General features: G+C 59.6%; 21 protein-coding genes. 11 read left to right on the top strand and 10 right to left on the bottom strand.

Translation table 11 applies throughout. The features are described from left to right. The first annotated feature begins 144 nt into the window (after positions 1-144). The 6 genes from hemA (at position 145) to BJ917_RS21275 (ending at position 5,517) form a co-directional block, all read left to right on the top strand. On the top strand, positions 145-1,434 hold the full coding sequence (gene hemA, locus BJ917_RS21250) for a glutamyl-tRNA reductase (protein WP_096509096.1): 1,290 nt from the start codon (positions 145-147) through the stop codon (positions 1,432-1,434). Beyond that, the gene (gene prfA / locus BJ917_RS21255; RefSeq protein ID WP_096509097.1) at positions 1,431-2,513 is read left to right on the top strand and encodes a peptide chain release factor 1; all 1,083 of its coding nucleotides are present in this window, start codon (positions 1,431-1,433) and stop codon (positions 2,511-2,513) included. The genes hemA and prfA overlap by 4 nt, the downstream gene beginning before the upstream one ends. Then, on the top strand, positions 2,514-3,344 hold the full coding sequence (prmC, locus tag BJ917_RS21260; RefSeq protein WP_121104428.1) for a peptide chain release factor N(5)-glutamine methyltransferase: 831 nt from the start codon (positions 2,514-2,516) through the stop codon (positions 3,342-3,344). Then, on the top strand, positions 3,338-4,093 hold the full coding sequence (locus tag BJ917_RS21265; protein ID WP_096509099.1) for a molybdopterin-synthase adenylyltransferase MoeB: 756 nt from the start codon (positions 3,338-3,340) through the stop codon (positions 4,091-4,093). The genes prmC and BJ917_RS21265 overlap by 7 nt, the downstream gene beginning before the upstream one ends. Next, entirely contained in the window at positions 4,086-4,877 is a 792-nt protein-coding gene (gene murI / locus BJ917_RS21270; RefSeq protein WP_096509100.1) for a glutamate racemase, read from the top strand. The genes BJ917_RS21265 and murI overlap by 8 nt, the downstream gene beginning before the upstream one ends. 121 nt (positions 4,878-4,998) lie before the next feature. Further along, positions 4,999-5,517, top strand: coding sequence for an acyloxyacyl hydrolase (locus tag BJ917_RS21275; protein ID WP_121104430.1), 519 nt, complete (start codon positions 4,999-5,001; stop codon positions 5,515-5,517). Between the two features lie 142 nt (positions 5,518-5,659). On the opposite strand, the gene BJ917_RS21280 is transcribed toward BJ917_RS21275, so the two are convergent. From BJ917_RS21280 to BJ917_RS21305, 6 genes are all read right to left on the bottom strand, one after another. Then, positions 5,660-5,965 carry a YkgJ family cysteine cluster protein gene (locus BJ917_RS21280; protein ID WP_096509102.1) on the bottom strand — a complete coding sequence of 102 codons (306 nt, stop codon included), beginning with the start codon at positions 5,963-5,965 and terminating at the stop codon, positions 5,660-5,662. 106 nt (positions 5,966-6,071) lie between these two features. After that, entirely contained in the window at positions 6,072-6,848 is a 777-nt protein-coding gene (locus BJ917_RS21285; RefSeq protein ID WP_096509103.1) for an SDR family oxidoreductase, read from the bottom strand. A gap of 42 nt (positions 6,849-6,890) precedes the next feature. Next, positions 6,891-8,336: a deoxyribodipyrimidine photo-lyase gene (phrB, locus tag BJ917_RS21290; RefSeq protein WP_121104857.1), complete on the bottom strand. Its 1,446-nt coding sequence runs from the start codon at positions 8,334-8,336 to the stop codon at positions 6,891-6,893. A gap of 11 nt (positions 8,337-8,347) precedes the next feature. Then, on the bottom strand, positions 8,348-9,289 hold the full coding sequence (locus tag BJ917_RS21295; RefSeq protein WP_096509104.1) for a MerR family transcriptional regulator: 942 nt from the start codon (positions 9,287-9,289) through the stop codon (positions 8,348-8,350). After that, on the bottom strand, positions 9,289-10,248 hold the full coding sequence (locus BJ917_RS21300) for a DUF523 and DUF1722 domain-containing protein (protein WP_121104432.1): 960 nt from the start codon (positions 10,246-10,248) through the stop codon (positions 9,289-9,291). The genes BJ917_RS21295 and BJ917_RS21300 overlap by 1 nt, the downstream gene beginning before the upstream one ends. Before the next feature lie 181 nt (positions 10,249-10,429). Next, the gene (locus BJ917_RS21305; RefSeq protein ID WP_096509106.1) at positions 10,430-11,416 is read right to left on the bottom strand and encodes an NAD(P)/FAD-dependent oxidoreductase; all 987 of its coding nucleotides are present in this window, start codon (positions 11,414-11,416) and stop codon (positions 10,430-10,432) included. 197 nt (positions 11,417-11,613) lie between these two features. On the opposite strand from BJ917_RS21305, the gene BJ917_RS21310 reads away from it, so the two are divergent. Together BJ917_RS21310 and hemH are read left to right on the top strand one after the other, a co-directional pair. After that, complete coding sequence (locus BJ917_RS21310; protein ID WP_121104434.1) at positions 11,614-12,516, top strand: TIGR01777 family oxidoreductase; 903 nt, start codon at positions 11,614-11,616, stop codon at positions 12,514-12,516. Positions 12,517-12,529: 13 nt separating this feature from the next. Further along, entirely contained in the window at positions 12,530-13,552 is a 1,023-nt protein-coding gene (gene hemH, locus BJ917_RS21315) for a ferrochelatase (RefSeq protein ID WP_096509108.1), read from the top strand. An 88-nt stretch (positions 13,553-13,640) separates the two neighbouring features. On the opposite strand, the gene BJ917_RS21320 is transcribed toward hemH, so the two are convergent. Both BJ917_RS21320 and upp read right to left on the bottom strand, forming a co-directional pair. After that, positions 13,641-14,915: a uracil-xanthine permease family protein gene (locus BJ917_RS21320; protein ID WP_096509109.1), complete on the bottom strand. Its 1,275-nt coding sequence runs from the start codon at positions 14,913-14,915 to the stop codon at positions 13,641-13,643. Positions 14,916-14,917: 2 nt separating this feature from the next. Continuing rightward, positions 14,918-15,556, bottom strand: coding sequence for a uracil phosphoribosyltransferase (gene upp / locus BJ917_RS21325; RefSeq protein WP_096509110.1), 639 nt, complete (start codon positions 15,554-15,556; stop codon positions 14,918-14,920). Between the two features lie 164 nt (positions 15,557-15,720). Here upp and BJ917_RS21330 point away from each other — a divergent pair, with 164 nt between their 5' ends. Continuing rightward, positions 15,721-16,278, top strand: a complete 558-nt coding sequence (locus BJ917_RS21330) for a hypoxanthine-guanine phosphoribosyltransferase (RefSeq protein WP_095192937.1) — start codon at positions 15,721-15,723, stop codon at positions 16,276-16,278. Positions 16,279-16,379: 101 nt separating this feature from the next. Here the strand turns inward: BJ917_RS21330 and dauA are convergent, their stop codons facing one another. Then, positions 16,380-18,101: a C4-dicarboxylic acid transporter DauA gene (gene dauA, locus BJ917_RS21335; RefSeq protein ID WP_018929586.1), complete on the bottom strand. Its 1,722-nt coding sequence runs from the start codon at positions 18,099-18,101 to the stop codon at positions 16,380-16,382. A 151-nt stretch (positions 18,102-18,252) separates the two neighbouring features. On the opposite strand from dauA, the gene BJ917_RS21340 reads away from it, so the two are divergent. Next, positions 18,253-18,738, top strand: coding sequence for a hypothetical protein (locus tag BJ917_RS21340; RefSeq protein WP_096509112.1), 486 nt, complete (start codon positions 18,253-18,255; stop codon positions 18,736-18,738). A 63-nt stretch (positions 18,739-18,801) separates the two neighbouring features. Beyond that, positions 18,802-19,089, top strand: coding sequence for a PA4642 family protein (locus BJ917_RS21345; protein WP_121104436.1), 288 nt, complete (start codon positions 18,802-18,804; stop codon positions 19,087-19,089). 91 nt (positions 19,090-19,180) lie between these two features. On the opposite strand, the gene mqo is transcribed toward BJ917_RS21345, so the two are convergent. Continuing rightward, a complete protein-coding gene (gene mqo / locus BJ917_RS21350) occupies positions 19,181-20,689 on the bottom strand; it encodes a malate dehydrogenase (quinone) (protein ID WP_096509114.1) in 1,509 nt (502 codons plus the stop codon). Between the last annotated feature and the right edge of the window lie 179 nt (positions 20,690-20,868).

Here is a 20,868-nt window from a genome sequence, read left to right on the forward strand (position 1 = left end):
AAACCTCTTCGCTGGCAAGCCAGCTCCTGCAGGTCTTTGCCCCTTTCATAGCCGTCAGCTACCAGGACAATAGTCAGCGGTAGTTGTTCTGAATCTGACGAAGTAGGACAATTGCCGGCTTCACGTCACCATCAGCGACTTTGAATGGCCTTCCTCGCACTCGGTATTAACCACAAGACTGCTTCAGTAGACGTCCGCGAGCGCGTGGCCTTTACCCCTGAGCAGCTGGTTGAGGCCCTGCAGCAGCTCTGCCGACTCACCGACAGCCGCGAAGCTGCGATCCTCTCCACCTGCAATCGCAGTGAACTCTATATAGAACAGGATCACCTGTCGGCGGATATCGTGCTGCGCTGGCTGGCCGAATATCATCATTTGAGCCTCGATGAACTGCGCGAAAGCGCTTATGTGCATGAAGACGATGCGGCAGTTCGTCACATGATGCGGGTCGCTTCAGGGCTCGATTCGCTGGTGTTGGGCGAGCCGCAGATTCTCGGCCAGATGAAGTCGGCCTACGCCGTGGCTCGCGAGGCGGGCACCATCGGTCCATTGCTCGGGCGGCTGTTCCAGGCCACGTTCAACGCGGCCAAGCAAGTGCGCACCGACACCGCCATCGGCGAGAACCCGGTGTCGGTGGCGTTTGCCGCGGTCAGCCTGGCAAAACAGATTTTCAGCGACCTGCAACGCAGTCAGGCTTTGTTGATCGGCGCCGGTGAGACCATCACCCTGGTCGCGCGTCACCTGCATGATTTGGGGGTCAAGCGCATTGTGGTGGCCAATCGCACGCTGGAGCGCGCGAGCACCCTGGCTGAACAGTTCGGTGCTCACGCGGTGCTGCTGTCGGATATTCCGGCCGAACTGGTGCGCAGTGACATCGTCATCAGTTCCACCGCCAGCCAATTGCCGATCCTCGGCAAGGGCGCCGTGGAAAGTGCCCTGAAGCTGCGCAAGCACAAGCCGATTTTCATGGTGGATATCGCCGTTCCGCGGGATATCGAACCCGAAGTCGGTGAGTTGGACGACGTTTACCTGTATAGCGTCGACGATCTCCACGAAGTGGTCGCCGAGAACCTCAAGAGCCGCCAGGGCGCAGCGCAGGCCGCTGAGGAAATGGTCTCGATCGGTGCCGAGGATTTCATGGTCCGCCTGCGCGAACTGGCGGCAGTGGACGTGCTCAAGGCCTATCGTCAACAAAGCGAGCGTTTGCGCGACGAAGAGTTGCAAAAGGCCCAGCGCATGCTGGCCAACGGCGGCAGCGCCGAAGAAGTGCTGGTGCAACTGGCCCGTGGCCTGACCAACAAACTGTTGCACGCACCGAGCGTGCAGTTGAAAAAGCTCTCTGCCGAAGGTCGCCTCGATGCGCTGGCGATGGCCCAGGAACTCTTTGCCCTCAATGAGGGCTCATCGGAAAGCTTTTCGGATAAGAAACCGCAATGAAAGCGTCACTGCTCAATAAGCTGGACATCCTCCAGGACCGTTTCGAGGAATTGACCGCCTTGCTTGGCGATGGCGAGGTCATTTCCGATCAAAACAAATTCCGCACCTATTCCAAGGAGTACGCGGAAGTCGAGCCGATTGTCGACACCTATAAACAGTTGCTCAAGGTCCAGGGCGACCTCGAAGGCGCCCAGGCCTTGCTCAAGGACAGCGACCCGGACATGCGTGAAATGGCCGTGGAAGAAGTCCGCGAAGCCAAGGAACGCCTGGTCGAACTGGAAGCCAGCCTGCAACGCATGCTGCTGCCCAAGGATCCGAACGACGGACGCAACGTGTTCCTCGAAATCCGCGCCGGCACCGGTGGTGACGAGGCGGCGATCTTCTCCGGCGATCTGTTCCGCATGTATTCGCGTTACGCCGAACGTCGTGGCTGGCGAGTGGAGATCCTTTCGGAAAACGAGGGCGAACATGGCGGCTATAAAGAAGTCATCGCCCGGGTCGAAGGCGAGAACGTCTACGGCAAGTTGAAATTCGAATCCGGCGCCCACCGCGTACAACGGGTGCCGGCGACAGAATCCCAAGGGCGTATCCACACCTCAGCCTGCACCGTGGCGGTATTGCCCGAGCCGGACGAGCAGGAAGCGATCGAAATCAACCCGGCGGACTTGCGGATCGACACCTACCGTTCCTCCGGTGCCGGCGGCCAGCACGTCAACAAGACCGACTCGGCGATCCGTATCACCCACTTGCCGTCCGGAATCGTGGTCGAGTGTCAGGAAGAGCGTTCGCAGCACAAGAACCGTGCGCGGGCGATGTCCTGGTTGTCGGCCAAGCTCAACGACCAGCAAACCAGCGCTGCCGCCAATGCAATCGCCAGCGAGCGCAAGCTGCTGGTCGGCTCCGGTGATCGCTCCGAGCGCATCCGTACCTACAACTTTGCCCAGGGGCGGGTGACCGATCACCGGGTCAACCTGACGCTGTACTCCCTCGACGAAATCCTCGCCGGTGGTGTCGATGCGGTGATCGAGCCGTTGCTGGCCGAATACCAGGCCGATCAATTGGCAGCAATAGGTGAGTAAATGACGATCATTGCCAGTTTGTTGCGCGCCGCCGATTTACCCGACTCGCCCACGGCGCGCCTGGATGCCGAATTGTTGCTGGCGGCGGCGTTGGGCAAGTCCCGCAGCTTTTTGCACACCTGGCCGGAGCGCATCGTCCCGAGCGAAGCGGCGTTGACCTTCGCCGAGTATTTGCAGCGTCGTCGCAGTGGTGAGCCGGTGGCCTACATTCTCGGTCAGCAAGGGTTCTGGAAGCTCGACCTGGAAGTGGCACCACACACGTTGATCCCGCGCCCCGACACCGAGTTGCTGGTGGAAACCGCACTCGAACTGTTGCCGGCCACGCCCGCAAAGGTGCTGGACCTTGGCACCGGTAGCGGCGCCATCGCCCTCGCGTTGGCCAGCGAACGTCCGGCGTGGAAGGTCACTGCGGTGGACCGTGTGCTCGAAGCCGTGGCCCTGGCCGAACGCAATCGTCAGCGCCTGCACTTGAACAACGCCACGGTGCTGAGCAGTCACTGGTTCAGCGCTCTGCAAAACCAGCGCTTTGAACTGATCATCAGCAATCCGCCCTACATCGCTGCAACCGATCCGCACCTGGTGGAAGGCGATGTGCGCTTCGAGCCTGTCAGTGCATTGGTAGCCGGTATCGACGGGCTCGACGATCTGCGCTTGATCGTCGCCCAGGCACCGGATCATCTGGAAGCCGGTGGCTGGTTGATGCTTGAACACGGTTACGATCAAGCCGAGGCTGTGCGCGATCTGCTGTTGACCCGTGGTTTTGAAGATGTCCACAGCCGCACGGATCTGGGCGGTCACCAACGCATCAGTCTGGGGCGCCTGCCATGCTGAATGATCAGGAATTGCTGCGCTATAGCCGACAGATTCTGTTGCACCACATCGATATCGACGGGCAATTGCGCTTGAAGCAAAGCCGCGTGCTGATCGTCGGTCTTGGCGGTCTCGGTGCGCCAGTGGCGCTGTACCTCGCGGCGGCGGGCATAGGTGAGTTGCATCTGGCGGACTTTGACACGGTCGATTTGACCAACCTGCAACGCCAGATCATTCACGACACCGACAGCGTCGGCATGAGCAAGGTCGATTCGGCGATCAAGCGCCTGACGGCCATCAATCCCGAGATTCAGCTTGTCGCCCATCGCGCGGCATTGGACGAAGACTCCCTGGCTGCTGCCGTGGCCGGAGTGGATCTGGTCCTCGACTGCTCCGACAACTTTGCCACCCGTGAAGCGGTCAATGCCGCTTGTGTAGTGGCCGCAAAACCGTTGGTCAGCGGCGCGGCGATTCGTCTCGAAGGGCAGTTGTCCGTGTTCGACCCGCGCCGCCCGGAGAGCCCGTGTTACCACTGTTTATATGGGCACGGAAGTGAAGCCGAATTGACCTGCAGCGAGGCCGGGGTGGTCGGCCCGTTGGTGGGGCTGGTCGGTAGTTTGCAGGCGCTCGAAGCGCTGAAGCTGTTGGCGGGATTTGGCGAACCTCTGGTCGGACGCCTGTTATTGGTCGATGCATTGGGCTCGCGCTTCCGTGAGTTGCGGGTCAAGCGTGATCCGGGTTGCAGCGTCTGTGGGCCGAAGGATGCGTGAAGCGCCGATTGGCGTGTTCGACTCCGGTGTCGGCGGACTTTCGGTGCTGGCCGAGATCCGGCGTTTATTGCCCAACGAATCCCTTTTATATGTCGCCGATTGCGGGAATATTCCCTACGGCGAGAAGACTCCGGGATTTATCCGACAGCGTTGCAGTGTCATGGCCGAGTTTTTTCAACAACAGGGCGCCAAGGCCTTGGTGCTGGCCTGCAATACAGCAACCGTCGCCGGCGTTGCAGACCTGCGGCACGATTACCCCGAGTGGCCCATCGTCGGCATGGAGCCCGCGGTCAAACCGGCAGCGGCCGCTACCCGCAGTGGCGTGGTTGGGGTGCTGGCCACGACCGGCACCTTGCAGAGTGCCAAGTTCGCGGCGTTACTCGACCGCTTCGCCACCGATGTGCGGGTGATTACCCAGCCATGTCCCGGGTTGGTGGAGTTGATCGAGGGGGGCGATCTGCACAGTCCCGCCCTGCGCCAGCTACTGGAAAGTTACGTTGGGCCGCTGCTCGGTGCTGGCGCTGACACCATTATTCTCGGGTGCACCCATTACCCCTTCCTCAAGCCGCTGCTCAAACAGATGATCCCCGACGACATCAGCCTGATCGATACTGGCGCTGCGGTCGCACGGCAACTTCAACGTTTGCTGGCAGAGCGTGAACTGCTCGCTGACGGACCTGCCTCTACGGCGCAGTTCTGGACCAGTGCCGATCCGGAGCATTTCAGAAATATATTGCCGATTTTGTGGAATAACGCTGGCGTTGTGCGAAGCTTCGAAGGGTAAGCAAGTTCCGGGGGGCGTTGTATTAATAGGGGTGAACTTCTGATAAATCGCCGACTTCTATAGCAGTGTGTGTCGAGCAACAAAAATTCCAATAGAAATCGTTTGGAAAAGGAAGTTTCTAATGAAGCGACTATTTTGCTTGGCCGCGATTGCGGCCGCACTTATGGGGCACAGTTTTACCGCACAGGCGGCAGGCGTGGAGTTCGGGATCGGCCAGACCAGCGATTCGACCATGACTTATCGACTGGGCATGCAATTCGATTGGGACAAGAGCTGGTGGCAGGCAGACGTCGGTCGTTTGACCGGTTACTGGAGCGGCGCTTACACCTATTGGCAGGGTGATAAAACCTCCAGCGATCACAGCCTGTCCTTTTCGCCCGTGTTTGTTTACGAGTTCGCCGGCCAGAACGTCAAGCCGTACGTCGAACTGGGCGTTGGCGTAGCGTTATTTTCCAGCACCGAAACCGAAAGCAACAGTCTAGGCAGCGCGTTTCAGTTCGAAGACCGCTTCGGTTTCGGTCTGCGCTTTGCGGGTGGACATGAAGTCGGAATACGGGCGACGCACTATTCCAACGCAGGGATGACCACGCCTAACGACGGTACGGAAAGTTACGCGCTTCACTACACAATGCCGTTGTAATCAACACTGCTCAGCAAGTTGCCAATGCCCCTGTAGGAGCGAGGTTGCTCGCGATATTGACCTCTAGTCCAACATTTATGTTGACTGGTAAATCGCAATCGCGAGCAAGCTTGTTCCTACAGGGGGAGAGGTGTTCCCGGGCTTAGCGATACGCCGTCGAAATACCTTGGCGCTCATCAATGCATTCCGGCGCGCCCATCTCGAACTCCCGGCAAATCAGTGGGCGTTTTTCATAGATGGTGCACATCATCGTGTCGCGATCCAGCGCGGCACACCAGCCGTCATCCAGGCGCAACATGACTTCCCCACCCCAATCATCGGTATCGATATACCGTTCGGGCACGCCTGTGTCGGTGATCAACATGACTTCGAGCTGGCAGCAGCAGGCGGCACAGGTCGAGCACGTGACGGCGGTCTCGGCGATTTGCAGATGGGGGATGGTTTTCATGCCGCGCAGTGTAAGGCAGTCGCCCGGTGCTGTGTAAAAGCTCGGACGGACGCTTTACCCCAAGTGCCAGGCTCTAATCGAGTGCTCGTCATCGCAATGCACCTGGTCAGTCCTTGTTTGGAGGACTGCTGCGTACCATGGGCTTGCCGATTGCCAACTTTACCTGGTCGGGCATTTGCGAGAGCGGCCATAGGGCAGCCATGAACAACCCCGAAAAGGCGATTTCCAGCGGACGCTCATTGAGTTTGGCGAAAATGTGCCGTGCGGCTTTATCAGCCGGCCAACTGAGCGGCATCTGGAAATCGCTATTCTCCGGCAATGGCGTGTGGACGAATCCCGGGCCGACGACGGTAACTTCGATACCGTCTGGTGCCAGTGCAATGCGCTGGGACTCGAAAAGACTTCGCATCCCGGCCTTCGAGGTGCCATAGGCTTCAGCCCGGGGCAGTGGCAGGTAGGTCACCGAACTGGCCATGCCAACCAGATGCGGGGCGATGCCGGCCCGCAAGAGCGGCAAGGCGGCATCGATGCAGTAGCTGCTGGCGAGCAGATTGGTGCGCACCACGTGCTCGATGATCGAGGCGTCGAACTGCTTGGCATCCACGTATTCACAGGTGCCGGCATTCAGGATCAATGTATCCAGCGAGCCCCATTGCTCGGCGATCTGTTCACCGATTTCACGCACGGTTTGACTGTTGGTCAGGTCACCGGCCATCACCAGTACTTGGCCTGGGTAGCGCTGCGACAAGATTTTCAGCGGCGCCTCCGAGCGTGAACTCACGGCCAGGTGGGCGCCGGTTTTCAGTATTTCTTCAGCCAATGCCGCGCCAATGCCACTGCCGGCGCCCGTCAGCCAATATCGTCGTGGAGGCGTAAGGCTCATTCCATTCTCCCTTTCAGCCAGAAATTCGTCCGGCTCAGCCAATTACTCATAGTCGCCCCCGGCGCTTTGCCGTGGTCGCAGGTTCTTGAACGCGGCGAGGGCCCGTGCACGTGAAGTGTGCAGGTCGACAATCGGGGACGGATAATCCGCCACGCCGAACAGTCCACCGAGACTCGCCGGATTGTGCACTTCTTTTTTATTCAGTCCTGCCAATTCCGGCAGCCAGTGCTTGATGAACACGCCCTCGGTATCGAATTTTTCCGACTGGCTCAGTGGATTGAAAATCCGGAAGTAGGGCGCCGAGTCCGTGCCGGTGGATGAACTCCATTGCCAGCCACCATTGTTCGCTGCCAGGTCGCCATCGATCAGGTGGCGCATGAAAAAACGTTCGCCTTCGCGCCAGTCGATCAACAGGTTCTTGGTCAAAAACATTGCAACAACCATGCGCAAGCGGTTGTGCATCCAGCCGGTTTCCAACAGTTGACGCATGGCGGCGTCGATGATCGGCAAACCGGTGCGGGCCTGTTGCCAGGCTGCGAGTTCGTCGGGCGCGTCGCGCCAGGCCAGCGCTTCGGTTTCCGCGCGGAAAGCGCGGTGGCGGGAAACCCTTGGGTAGCCCACCAGAATGTGTTTATAGAACTCACGCCACAGCAGTTCATTGATCCAGGTCACGGCGCCGACCTTGCCACTGTCGAACTCCCCCTGATTGCTTTGTAACGCGGCGTGCAGGCATTGGCGTGGGGAAATCACCCCGGCAGCGAGGTAAGCCGAAAGTTGGCTCGTACCGGGTTTCGCCGGGAAGTCCCGTTCGCTTTGGTAATAATCGATTTGTACGTCGGTAAAGGTGTCGAGGCGGCGCCGTGCTTCGGCTTCTCCGGCCGGCCACAGGGCGCGCAAATGCCCGGTGGGTGGGGCGAAGCACTCGATGTGGGTCGGGATCTCGTCGCTGGCGATGCTCAACGGCGCTTGCGCCATGGGGGTGCTGACCAGGCTGGGTAACGAGCGGTACAGACGTTCATGGCAGGCTTTGCGGAACTGACTGAAGACCTGGAAATACGTGCCGGTTTTGGTCAGTACGCTTCCAGGTTTGAACAGCAACTGATCCAGGTAGCGGTGAACGTCGATTCCCTGGGCCTTCAATGCTTCGGTCACCGCTGCGTCCCGACGGGTTTCATGAATGCCGTATTCCTCATTGAGGTGCACGGCATTGATGTTCAGCCGTTGGCAAATATCCAGTAGCACATTGGGCGCATCCTCCCAGCGCGGAGCATGGCGGATCAGCAGGGGAATATTCAGTTCACCCAGTGCCTGTTTCAGTTCATGAAGGTTGCGCAGCCAGAAGTCCACCTTGCACGGTGCATCGTCGTGTTCCAGCCATTGCTGCGGGCTCAACAAATACACCGCCACGCTCGGGCCGACCGCTGTGGCGGCGCAGAGGGCGGTGTTGTCGGTTACGCGTAAATCACTGCGCAGCCAGATCAATTGCATGGTGATGCCCATTAAATCAGCCCGCGCTGAACGAGTGCCTGGTGTGCCAACAGCGGATCTTCAGCCAGGTACAAATCAGCGATGACGAAGGTTCTTGCGGACAACTCGGTGTGGTGAATGCGCACCGTTGGCCCGACCATCATTTTTGGGCAACTGACGCCGTTCAAAAGTTTCGTCAGATGCGAAAGGTTTATGGCGTTGCTGGAATACAACAGTACGCCCCGGGGTTGCAGATAATCGACCGCCAGCGCCAGCTCGCCGGCAGGCAGCGGCCAGTCGAACACGTGCACTGGACAATCGGTACTGCTGATCAGCCACGCGGTAAGCCACAGATAAGGTTCCAGTGGCACGTCCGAGTGATTGATCAACAGCAGCGGCGCGGTGTGCAGCTGACGGTTGTTATGGTAGATGCGTGCGCCGAATTTGCTGCGTAGCCAGGAATAAAAAAACACTTGCTCCATGTGTGCACCGAATTGGCCCTGCCAGCGTAGCTCCAGTTCAGCCAGCAATGGCATCAGCAGTTGCTCGCACAAGGTCCGTGGCGGGTACAGCGCCATGGCCTGGTTGACAGTGTCGTCCAGCTCGCGCTCGTTCAGTAATGCGACCGCCTGCAGCAGCCTCTGGCATAGCGGTTGCCAGTCGTTTTCCACAGGTTCGCCAGAGGCCAGTGGCGTCTCGAGCAATTGTTTGACCTGGCTGACGGCAACACCGCGGTTCAGCCAGGTGAGGATCGTCAGGATTCGTTGCACATGTTCGGCCGAGAACAGTCGGTGCCCCTTGGGTGTGCGTTGCGGCACGATAAGGCCATAGCGCCGTTCCCAGGCGCGCAAGGTGATGGCGTTGACGCCGGTCTGCCGGGCCACTTCGCGAATCGGTAGCCAGCCCTCGTCGAGGGCTTTGCTGAAGTCCGTGCCGAGTCCTTCGCTGGCGCTGCTGTCGAGTCGGGCTTTCATTAGAGGGCGTTTCGCAAGCTGAGATTTTCCGGGTGCGGTTGCAGGTAAACCTGTTGCGCAATGTAAGGGGCGGGGTGCTGGCGAAAGTGGTGCTTGAGCAACGTCAGCGGCACCACCAGAGGCACGATGCCGTGGCGATACTGGCCGATAACCTGTTGCACTTCCTGCTTGTCTTCGGCGCTGATCGCCTGTTTGAGATAACCGCTCAGGTGCTGCAAGACGTTGGTGTGGGTGCGGCGTGTGGCGCATTTTTTCAGGGCGGTCATCAGTTCATGGAAATAACGCGGGCCGAGTTCCCGGGGATCGGTGCGGCCCATGCTGCCCAGCAGGTTGCCCAGGGCTTTGTATTGCACCGGGTTGTGAGCCATCAGCAGGTACTTGTAGCGCGAATGAAAATCCGTCAGGCCGCGCCGGCTCAGGCCTTCTTGCAGCAGTTGTTGCCAGGCGCTGTAGACGAATACGCGGGCGAGAAAATTTTCCCGCAGCACCGGGTCATTGAGTCGACCGTCTTCTTCCACGGGCAAATCAGGGTGCAAGGCGCAGAACGCCCGGGCGTAAATGCCCTGGCCGCCGCCGTCCACCGGTGCGCCGTTGGCGTGGTAGACCTTGACTCGCTCCAGGCCACAGGACGGAGACTTCTGCATAAAGATGTAGCCACAGATATCGACCAGATCCGCCGCCATCTGCTGGCCATACTCGGTCAGTGGCCGGGTGACGTCGAGCTGGTGATTGACCGTGCCGACGGCTTGAGGCTGTTCCGGATCGCCAACCAGCCGGATCGGCTCGCGAGGAGTGCCCAGGCCAATGGCGACTTCCGGGCAGACCGGCAGGAAATCGAAGTACTCGGTAAGAACGCGGCTGCACAGTTGCGATGCCTTGTGCCCGCCGTTGTAGCGCACCTGCTCACCCATCAGGCAAGCGCTGATGGCGATTTTCGGTTTGGTGGCGAGCGGAAGCATCAGAGCACCTCGAATCGGAACCTGTACAGAAATTTAAATCTGTACAACATAAGTTCATCTTAGATTCAAAGGTGTACAAGTCAAATTTTTTGTATAGGACTTATCGGTAGGGCTGAGCAGAATCCTGCGGGTGGGCTGCTGCCCAATTCGACAGCAGCAATTTTGCTCGGATGGATGCAATTCACTGCAAGTGTGCATGCAGGCGGCGGGCGGCTTCCTGACCGCTGAGCCAGGCCCCTTCGACACGTCCGGACAGGCACCAGTCGCCACAGGCATACAGCCCCAGGTCGGCATCGGCCAGCGTGCCCCATTCATGACTGCTGTTCGGGCGGGCATAGAGCCAGCGGTGGGCGAGGCTGAAGCTCGGCGCGGGCATGGAATCGTGCAACAGTTCGGCGAAGGCACCGTGCAATTGCTCGATGACCGCTTCCTTGGGCAAGTCGATGTGCTGCCGGCTCCAGGCGCTGGTGGCGTGCAATACCCAGGTGTCGAGCGTGTTGTCGCGTCCCGGTTTACTGCGGTTACGTGCCAGCCAGTCCAGCGGGCTGTCCTGCACGAAGCAACCTTCCATGGGCGTATCCAGCGGGGTTTCGAAACCCAGTGCGACAGCCCAGGTAGGGTCCATTTTCACGCCGGCGGCGGCGCCGGCGAGCTTCGGTGCAGAAGCCAGCAATGCAGTTGCTTGCGGTGCCGGCGTGGCAATCACCACGTGACTGAATGGCCCATGGGTGAAGCCTTCGGCGTCCTGCAGGTGCCAGTGCTCTTCACCGCGATAGACCTCGGTGATCCGGCAGGCGAAATGCACTTCGAGGTCGCCGATCAAGGCGCGGGTGATGGCACTCATGCGAGGCGTGCCCACCCAGCGCGTCTGCTCGTCCGGCGACATGCTGAGCTGGCCGCCATGGTAGGTGTACAACTGCGGGGTCCATTCGGCGACCCAGCCGTTGGCTTGCCAGCGCTGGACTTCGGTGACGAAGCGGCGGTCGCGGGCAGTGAAATATTGCGCGCCCATGTCCAGGGCACCCGCATCGCTGCGTTTGCTCGACATGCGTCCGCCACTGCCGCGGCTTTTATCGAAAAGTTGCACGACATGCCCCGCATCTGTCAGGGCTTGTGCGGCTGAGAGTCCGGCAATGCCGGTGCCGATGATTGCGATAGGTACAGTCATAAGGGCCTCGTTTACCTTTCTGTACAGACTACGCCGGGGTTGAAACCTGTACAATATTGTTTTTTGGTACAACTTTTAGCGTTCTTGTTCCGACAGCTTGGCCTATTGTTAAACACAGAGCCTGCCCGATATCAAAGATCCCTTGCTTATAAAAATAGACTAGTGATTAGGGTAAAACGCCACGCGAGGAAGAAGTCATGCACATATTGCTGACCGGCGGTACTGGTTTGATAGGACGTCAGCTCTGCCGGCACTGGTTGAGTCAGGGGCATCGCCTGACGGTCTGGAGCCGGACACCTGCAAAAGTCGCCAAAGTCTGCGGCGCTCAAGTGCGTGGTATCGCTCGTCTCGAAGACGTGGGACAGGAGCCCGTCGATGCCATCGTCAATCTCGCCGGTGCACCGATCGCCGATCGCCCCTGGACCTCCAGACGCAAAGCGCTGCTCTGGAGCAGTCGCATCACCCTGACTGAAACCCTGCTCGCCTGGCTCGAAAGTCGCGAGCAGAAACCACAGGTCATGATTTCCGGTTCTGCGGTCGGTTGGTACGGTGACGGCGGCGAACGTGAACTGACCGAGGACTCGCCACCGGTCATCGATGACTTCGCCAGCCAGTTGTGCATCGCCTGGGAGGAAACTGCCCAACGCGCCGAAGCCCTGGGCATTCGGGTGATACTCATCCGTACCGGGCTGGTGTTGTCTGCCGAGGGCGGCTTTTTGTCGCGGCTATTGCTGCCGTTCAAATGTGGGCTGGGCGGGCCTATCGGCAATGGTCGGCAGTGGATGCCGTGGATCCATATCAACGATCAAATCGCCCTGATTGATTTTCTTCTGCATCGCAATGAAGCCAGCGGTCCATATAATGCCTGCGCGCCGAAGCCGGTGCGCAATCGCGACTTTGCCAAAACGTTGGGCAGCGTGTTGCACCGCCCGGCGTTCATGCCGATGCCGGCACTGGTGTTGAAGGTCGGCCTGGGCGAATTGTCATTGTTGCTGCTGGGTGGCCAGCGGGCCATGCCGGCTCGTTTGCTTGATGCGGGTTTCACTTTCCAGTTCACTGATTTGCGCGCGGCCCTGGACGATTTGTCCAGCCGCCTCTGAAATAGGACGTTGCATGACCGATCACGCGTTGCTTCTGGTCAACCTGGGCTCACCTGCTTCCACCTCGGTGGCGGATGTGCGCAGTTACCTCAATCAGTTTCTGATGGACCCGTATGTGATCGACCTGCCATGGCCGGTGCGGCGTCTGTTGGTGTCTTTGATTCTGATCAAGCGCCCCGAACAGTCGGCCCATGCCTATGCCTCGATCTGGTGGGAGGAAGGCTCGCCACTGGTAGTGCTCAGTCGACGCCTGCAACAGGCCATGACTTCCCGATGGCATCACGGCCCGGTGGAGCTGGCGATGCGCTACGGCCAACCGTCCATTGAGTCGGCACTGCTGCGCCTGGTAGCCCAGGGCTACAAGCGGATCACCCTGGCGCCGCTTTATCCACAATTCGCCGACAGCACGACGACGACGGTGATTGAAGAGGCCAGGCGCGTATTGCGCGAGAAGAAACTCGACGTGCAGCTGTCGGTGCTCCAGCCTTTTTACGATCAGCCGGAATACCTCGATGCCCTGGTAGCGACGGCCAAACCCTACCTGCAACAGGATTACGATCACTTGTTGCTGAGCTTCCACGGACTGCCGGAGCGGCACCTGAAGAAACTCAACCCCGGCCACAGCTTCGAAGGCGGCGGCGATTGCTGCGCCGATGCGCCACCGGAAGTCGTGGCGACCTGTTATCGCGGCCAGTGCCTGCGTACCGCAAAGGAGTTTGCCAAGCGCTTGGGCTTGCCGGATGGCAAGTGGTCGGTGTCGTTCCAGTCGCGTCTGGGTCGCGCCAAATGGATAGAACCTTACACCGAAGCACGCCTCGATGAATTGGCCAAAAGCGGGGTGAAGAAAGTATTGGTGATGTGCCCGGCATTCGTTGCCGATTGCATCGAGACATTGGAAGAGATCGGTGATCGCGGGCTGGAGCAGTTCCGCGAAGCGGGAGGCGAGGAGTTGGTGTTGGTGCCGTGCCTTAACGATGATCCGCAGTGGGTGCGGGCGTTGAGCACTTTATGTGAAAGGGCACCGTTGGCCCTTTAAAAGCATCGCGGGCAAGCCTTGCTCCCACAGGATTTGTGCAATACCTGTGGGAGCAAGACTTGCCCGCGATGGCGTCTTCGAGACCTGCTTAGATCAGCGGCTCATCCGCTTTCTTGTGCTTCCAGCTGTCATTGCCCGGCAGGATCAGGTTCAGCGCAATCGCCACCACTGCGCACAGCGCGATACCTTTGAGGCCGAAGTCATCGGGGCCGGTGCCGGTACCGACGAGTACACCGCCAATCCCGAACACCAGGGTCACCGAAACGATCACCAGATTGCGCGCTTCACCCAGATCGATCTTGTGGCGAATCAGCGTGTTCATGCCGACTGCCGCGATCGAACCGAACAACAGGCAGAGAATCCCGCCCATCACCGGCACCGGAATGCTTTGCAGCAGCGCGCCGAACTTGCCGATGAACGCCAGGCTGATGGCGAAAATCGCCGCCCAGGTCATGATTTTCGGGTTGTAGTTTTTGGTCAGCATCACCGCGCCGGTCACTTCGGCGTAGGTGGTGTTGGGCGGACCGCCGAACAGGCCGGCTGCGGTCGTGGCAATACCATCGCCCAGCAAGGTGCGGTGCAGGCCGGGTTTCTTCAGGTAATCGCGACCGGTCACGCTACCCACGGCAATCACGCCGCCGATGTGCTCGATGGCTGGCGCCAGCGCCACCGGAACGATGAACAGAATCGCCTGCCAGTTGAATTCCGGCGCAGTGAAGTTCGGGATGGCGAACCAGGGTGCGGCGGCAATCTTCGCCGTGTCGACCACACCGAAGTAGAACGACATGCCAAAACCCACCAGCACGCCGGAAATGATCGGTACCAGGCGGAAAATGCCTTTGCCGAACACTGCGACGATCAGGGTGGTCAGCAATGCCGGCATCGAGATCATCATCGCCGTCTGGTAGTGAATCAGCTCGGAGCCGTCGCCAGCCTTACCCATCGCCATGTTGGCGGCAATCGGCGCCATGGCCAGGCCGATGGAAATAATCACCGGGCCGATCACCACCGGCGGCAGCAGACGGTCGATGAAACCGGTGCCTTTGATCTTCACCGCAAGGCCGAGGAAGGTGTAGACGAAGCCGGCCGCCATCACGCCGCCCATGGTCGCGGCCAGGCCGAACTGACCCTTGGCGAGAATGATCGGGGTGATGAAGGCGAAACTCGACGCCAGGAACACCGGCACCTGACGGCCGGTGACGATCTGGAACAGAATCGTCCCCAGGCCTGCGGTGAACAGCGCCACGTTCGGGTCGAGGCCGGTAATCAGCGGCATCAACACCAGGGCGCCGAAGGCCACGAACAGCATCTGTGCGCCAGACAGCACCGTGCGCCAGAGCGGATCGTTGAACTCATCCTGCATGGTCACGCGTCCTTCTGCTTGGTGCCGAAGATCTTGTCACCGGCATCGCCCAGGCCCGGGATAATGTAACCGTGTTCGTTGAGTTTTTGATCGATGGAAGCGGTGTAGATGGTCACGTCCGGGTGAGCTTTCTCGACCACGGCAATGCCTTCCGGCGCGGCGACCAGCACCATGGCGCGGATGTCCTTGCAGCCGGCTTTCTTCAACAGGTCGATGGTGGCGACCATTGAACCGCCGGTGGCGAGCATCGGGTCGATAATCATCGCCAGGCGTTCGTCGATTTCCGGTACCAGTTTTTCAAGGTAAGTGTGGGCTTCGAGGGTTTCCTCGTTGCGGGCCACGCCCACGGCGCTGACTTTGGCACCCGGGATCAGGCTGAGTACGCCTTCGAGCATGCCAATACCGGCACGCAGGATCGGTACGACGGTAATCTTCTTGCCGGCGATTTTTTCCACCGACACGGTGCCGCACCAACCTTCGATATCGTAGGTTTCCAGCGGCAGGTCTTTGGTGGCTTCATAGGTCAGCAGGGCGCCGACTTCCTGAGCGAGCTCACGGAAATTCTTCGTGCTGATGTCTGCGCGGCGCATAAGGCCGAGTTTGTGGCGGATCAGCGGATGGCGGATCTCGAGGATGGGCATGGGGAAAGGCTCCGGCGGCGGGCAAAAAAACCGGCCTAGATTAATCTATCCGAGGGTGTTGTCCTATAGACATAGAGTACGTTAGTCCACAAACGCTTGATCTGGCCGTGCGGGATGCGTACCTTTGCCCGCTTTTCCTGAACCGTACCCCCCTGGAGAGCGCCATGTCCGCTGATCTCGAGCATATCCGTCAAATCATGCGAGAGGCTGACTGCCTGTACACCGAAGCTGAAGTCGAGGCGGCCATCGCCCGCGTCGGTGCACAAATCAACGATCAACTGGCGGACAGCAACCCGGTGGTGTTCTGTGTGATGAACGGCGGGTTGATTTTCTCCGGCAAACTGCTGACCCATCTGCACTTCCCGCTGGAAGCGTCCTACCTGCACGCCACCCGCTATCGCAACGAAACCAGTGGCGGCGAGCTGTTCTGGAAAGCCAAGCCGGAAGTATCGTTCATCGACCGTGACGTGCTGATCATTGATGACATCCTCGATGAAGGTCACACCCTGGGCGCGATCATCGACTTCTGCAAACACGCCGGCGCGCGCAAGGTGCACACCGCCGTGTTGATCGACAAGGACCACGACCGTAAGGCTCGCCCGGACCTGAAAGCCGATTTCGTCGGTTTGCCGTGCATCGATCGTTACATCTTCGGTTACGGCATGGACTACAAAGGCTACTGGCGCAACGCTAACGGGATTTTTGCTGTTAAAGGCATGTAAGCAGGGTAGCTGTCTGGGGGCGGTTTTAGCCGCCAGACATGTTTATGCATGAAGGCAGATCTTCCACCCGAATGCGTGCGCAGTTCGCTTGAACCGCGCGCTCAGTCCTGCCCGACGAGCCAGCGTTCGCTTTTGCGTCGAGCCTGTTCCAGGTTGTTCACATAAGCCAACTGACGCTGTTCCCGATGGATGCCCGCGCGCCTGAGTTTCAGGCGCACGCGCGCAGCCGTCCCGACTAGAATCAGGCCGATGCCGTCGGTGCGGTAATCCCTGAGGATATTGTCGAAGGCTGCCAACGCCGTCATGTCCAGCATGGACACGGCGCTCATCTCGACAATCACCACTTTGACCTCCGGGCTGAATTTGCGCAGCACGCCCAGGGCCTTTTCCGCTGCACCGAAAAACAACGGCCCGCGTATCGCATAGCAACGAACATGCTCCGGCAAATCCTGTAAGGCTTGATGGAACTCTCGAGGCAGTTCGGCGGTGTCCGTTAGGTCGCTCATGCGCTTGACGAACAACCCGGCGGCCAGCAACAGGCCAACGGCAACGGCCAGCACCATGTCGAACAGCACTGTCAGGCTCAGGCAGGTCAGCAAGACCAACACATCGCTGCGTGGTGCAATGCGCAAGGTGTGTACGACATGCCGGGCCTCGCTCATGTTCCACGCCACCATCACAAGCAATGCCGCCAGCGCGGCCATTGGCAAGTAGCTGAACAGCGGGGCGAGGACGAGTATCGCCAGCAGCACCACCGCGCTGTGGATAATTGCCGCCAATGGCGAAAACGCCCCGCTGCGTACGTTGGTGGCGCTGCGGGCAATCGCCGCGGTGGCGGTAATACCGCCGAACAACGGTGCGACCAGGTTACCAATGCCTTGACCCAGGAGTTCGGCGTTGGGGTCATGTTTGCTGCCCGTCATGCCATCGGCCACCACTGCACACAACAACGATTCGATGGCACCGAGCATGGCAATGGCGAACGCTGGTGCCATTAATTGGCGGATCAGGTCGTAAGACAGATGCAGCGGCTGACCATTGGGCCCTGGCAGATTCCACGGCCAGTCGAAGCTCGGTAGAAACGGCGGAATGCCGGGGTGGCTGACGCCATCGACAATATAGCTGAAGCGCTCGCCCAGCGTCGCAATCGGTAACCCGCCGCTTTCCAGCGCCAGCCCCAACATTGCGCCGACGGCCAGCGCCACCAGATGCCCCGGAACCCTGGGCACAAACCGCGGCCAGACGATCAGAACCGCCAGGCACATGACACCGATGATTCCGTCCCCCAGGCGGGCGCTGGGCAATGCCTGGAGCAGCGCACCTAATTGCTCGATGTAATGTTCGGCATGCCCGGTGGTACTCAGGCCCAGCAAATCCTTTAGTTGGAGTGTAGCGATGACAATGCCGATCCCGGCGGTAAAGCCCAGGGTCACCGGATAAGGAATGTACTGAATCAGCCGCCCGGCCCGAATCAGCCCCAAGGCAATCAGGATTGCCCCGGCGAGCATGGTGCAAAGTAGCAGGCCACCGAGGCCATATTGTTGGGTGATCGGCAGCAGTATCACCACGAACGCGGCTGTCGGCCCGCTGACATTGAAGCGCGAGCCTCCCGTCAGGGCGATCAGCGGGGCCGCGATCAGCACCGTATACAAACCTTGCTGGGGCGCTACTCCCACCGCAATCGCCAGGGCCATGGCCAGGGGAATGGCGATAATCCCTACCGTCACCCCGGCACTGATGTCGCCGCGCAAGCGTCTGAGGCTATAACCTGCACGCAGAGTTTGACGCCAGGCGGCGAATAACGGGGGGATGGAGAATGGCATAGGGACTCCACAGTAGACGGCACGCCGTCGAGATAGGGCTGAAGGCTCTTTTAGTATGCCCAGCCTTGTCTTTGAGGGTATTGATCTGGATCGGTTATTCGCCCGATTGATCATCATGCTAGAGTGCTCGGCCTCGTCCCTGGAGCCTGTCATGAGTCTTTTGATCCGCAGCTGCGCCGCCCTGATGTTGGTCTTCAGCCTACCCCTGGCCGCTGCCCCGGCACCGATGCACGTGCAGTTTTTGCCCCCGGACGACTTGACTCTGCGTGACGCGGAACCCGAGCAACAGCAATTGCTGCAAGTCACTGAGTATTCGGTGGTGGTTGGCAGTCAGCGACAGTCCAACCAGCAGCCGATCCCGGTCACTTCGCCGCTGTTGATCCGCCTCAAGGGCAAATCCCTGAACAAGGGGGCGACAATCAATCAGGTGCTGGTCAACTTCGATGGCGAAAGCAAAAGCCTGAAAAAACCGGTCTACGACGGCCAGAGCAAAACCCTGACGCTTTATTACCCGCTGGTTCAGTACCGGGTGGTGATCGACTTGTTGCGCAATGACACGGTGTATTGCCAGTTCCTCAGTTTCGCCAACGGCCATGTCTGGGCCGACCTGCACACCGGCAGCGTTCGTCCGCGTTGAGTGCCGGGCCTGCGCAGGGGTAAACTGCCTGCCCCGTGAAATGTCTGCGAGCTGGAGTCGGCAATGCGTAAAGATAAGAAACAAGTGATTGGTGACGAGATTGGCGACGAGCAGATCAAGTTGTTCCTCGATTTCGAACCGGTCGACGCCACTTCGCCTTCGTTGCACAAGCTGATCAAGGCCTATCGTGGCCTGCGTATCGACGATTTCGAGCGTTTCCTGACGTTCTTCGTCGAGGCCGGTTACGACGTCAATGGCAAGGATGAGCACGGCAATGACTTCGTTGCCCTCATCCAGGATCAACGCAATGCGCCGGATTACATCGAGCTGATCCAGAAGGCTCGCGGTTAATCAGTTTCTGTAGGAGCAAGCTTTGCTCCTACAGAAAGGCAAAAAAAACGCCCCGCCCTCAATGAGGGCGGGGCGTTTTTTTGGCGCTGGATCAAGCGTAGCTTTCGGTTTCGCTACTGGCTTCAACCAGTTCCAGTGCGACGTTGTTCTGCGCGTTGATCTTGCGATACAGCGCAGCGTCGGTTTCCAGGACTTTCTCACGGGCCGGGAAAATTTCTGCCAGTTTGCCAGCCCACTCACCCTTGGCTTTGCCCGGGAAGCATTTTTCGATCAGTTCCAGCATGATCGAAACGGTCACCGATGCACCTGGCGAAGCACCCAGCAGGGCGGCAAGGGAACCGTCCTTGGCCGCGACCAATTCGGTACCGAACTGCAGGACGCCGCCTTTTTTCGGGTCTTTCTTGATGATCTGCACCCGTTGGCCGGCCACTTCCAGGCGCCAGTCCTCGGGTTTCGCCTGCGGGTAGAAGCGACGCAGGGAATCCAGGCGCTGCTCCATCGACTGCATCACTTCGCTGACCAGGTACTTGGTCAGGTCCATGTTGTTTTTCGCCACGGCCAACATCGGGCCGATGTTGCCGGCGCGAACCGACATCGGCAGGTCCATGAAGGAGCCGTGCTTGAGGAACTTGGTGGTGAAGCCTGCATACGGTCCGAACAGCAGGGATTTCTTGCCGTCGACGACGCGGGTGTCCAGGTGCGGCACGGACATCGGTGGCGAACCGACGGCGGCCTGGCTGTACACCTTGGCCTGGTGATGCTTGACCACTTCCGGATTGTCGCAACGCAGCCACTGGCCGCTGATCGGGAAGCCGCCGAAGCCTTTGCTCTCCTCGATGCCCGAAGCCTGCAACAGCGGCAATGCCGCGCCGCCAGCACCGAGGAAAACGAATTTGGCATCTACTTCGCGGGAGTTGCCGCTGTTGACGTCCTTGATGCTGACGGTCCAGCCGCCGTTGCTGCGCTTCAGGCCGGTCACGCGCTTGCAGTACTTGACCTGGGCATCGGGTGCGCTGGTCAGGTGCTTGAGCAACTGGTTGGTCAGGGCGCCGAAATTGACGTCGGTGCCATTGATCACGCGGGTGGCAGCCAGGACTTCATCGGCTGGACGGCCCGGCATCATCAGTGGCATCCAGTCGGCCAGTTTTGCCTTGTCTTCGGTGTATTCCATGTCGGCGAAGGCGTGATGCTTGCTCAGCACCTTGAAGCGTTCCTTGAGGAAGGACACGCCTTTATCGCCCTGCACGAAACTCAGGTGCGGCACCGGACTGATGAAGGACTTGCACGAACCGAAGGTGCCTTTTTTGGTCAGGTACGACCAGAATTGCTTCGACACCTCGAACTGGGTGTTGATGTGCACGGCTTTCTTGATGTCGACGGTGCCATCGGCAGCCTGCGGCGTGTAGTTCAGCTCGCACAGGCCGGCGTGACCGGTACCGGCGTTGTTCCAGGGGTTGGAACTCTCCGCGGCACCGGAATCCATCAGCTCGACGACTTCCAGCTTGATCGCGGGGTCGAGCTCTTTGAGCAGCACGGCGAGGGTGGCGCTCATGATGCCGGCCCCTACCAGTACTACGTCGACTGCTTCGTTATGCGCCATTTAACGCGTCTCCAAAATCTGCAGCACCAAATTGACGGCATGGCTGCCAGGCGTTCCGGGGCGTGTCTGTGATGCCCAGGTACCCATGGCAGGATCGCCATGTCCGAATCTTCGCAATTTATCGCAACTTCGACGGACGCTACCTGCCGGGCCTATGAGCCATATGAACTCATTTCAGC

The sequence above is a fragment of the Pseudomonas sp. WPR_5_2 genome, assembly GCF_003634475.1.
GTDB lineage: Bacteria > Pseudomonadota > Gammaproteobacteria > Pseudomonadales > Pseudomonadaceae > Aquipseudomonas > Aquipseudomonas izuensis.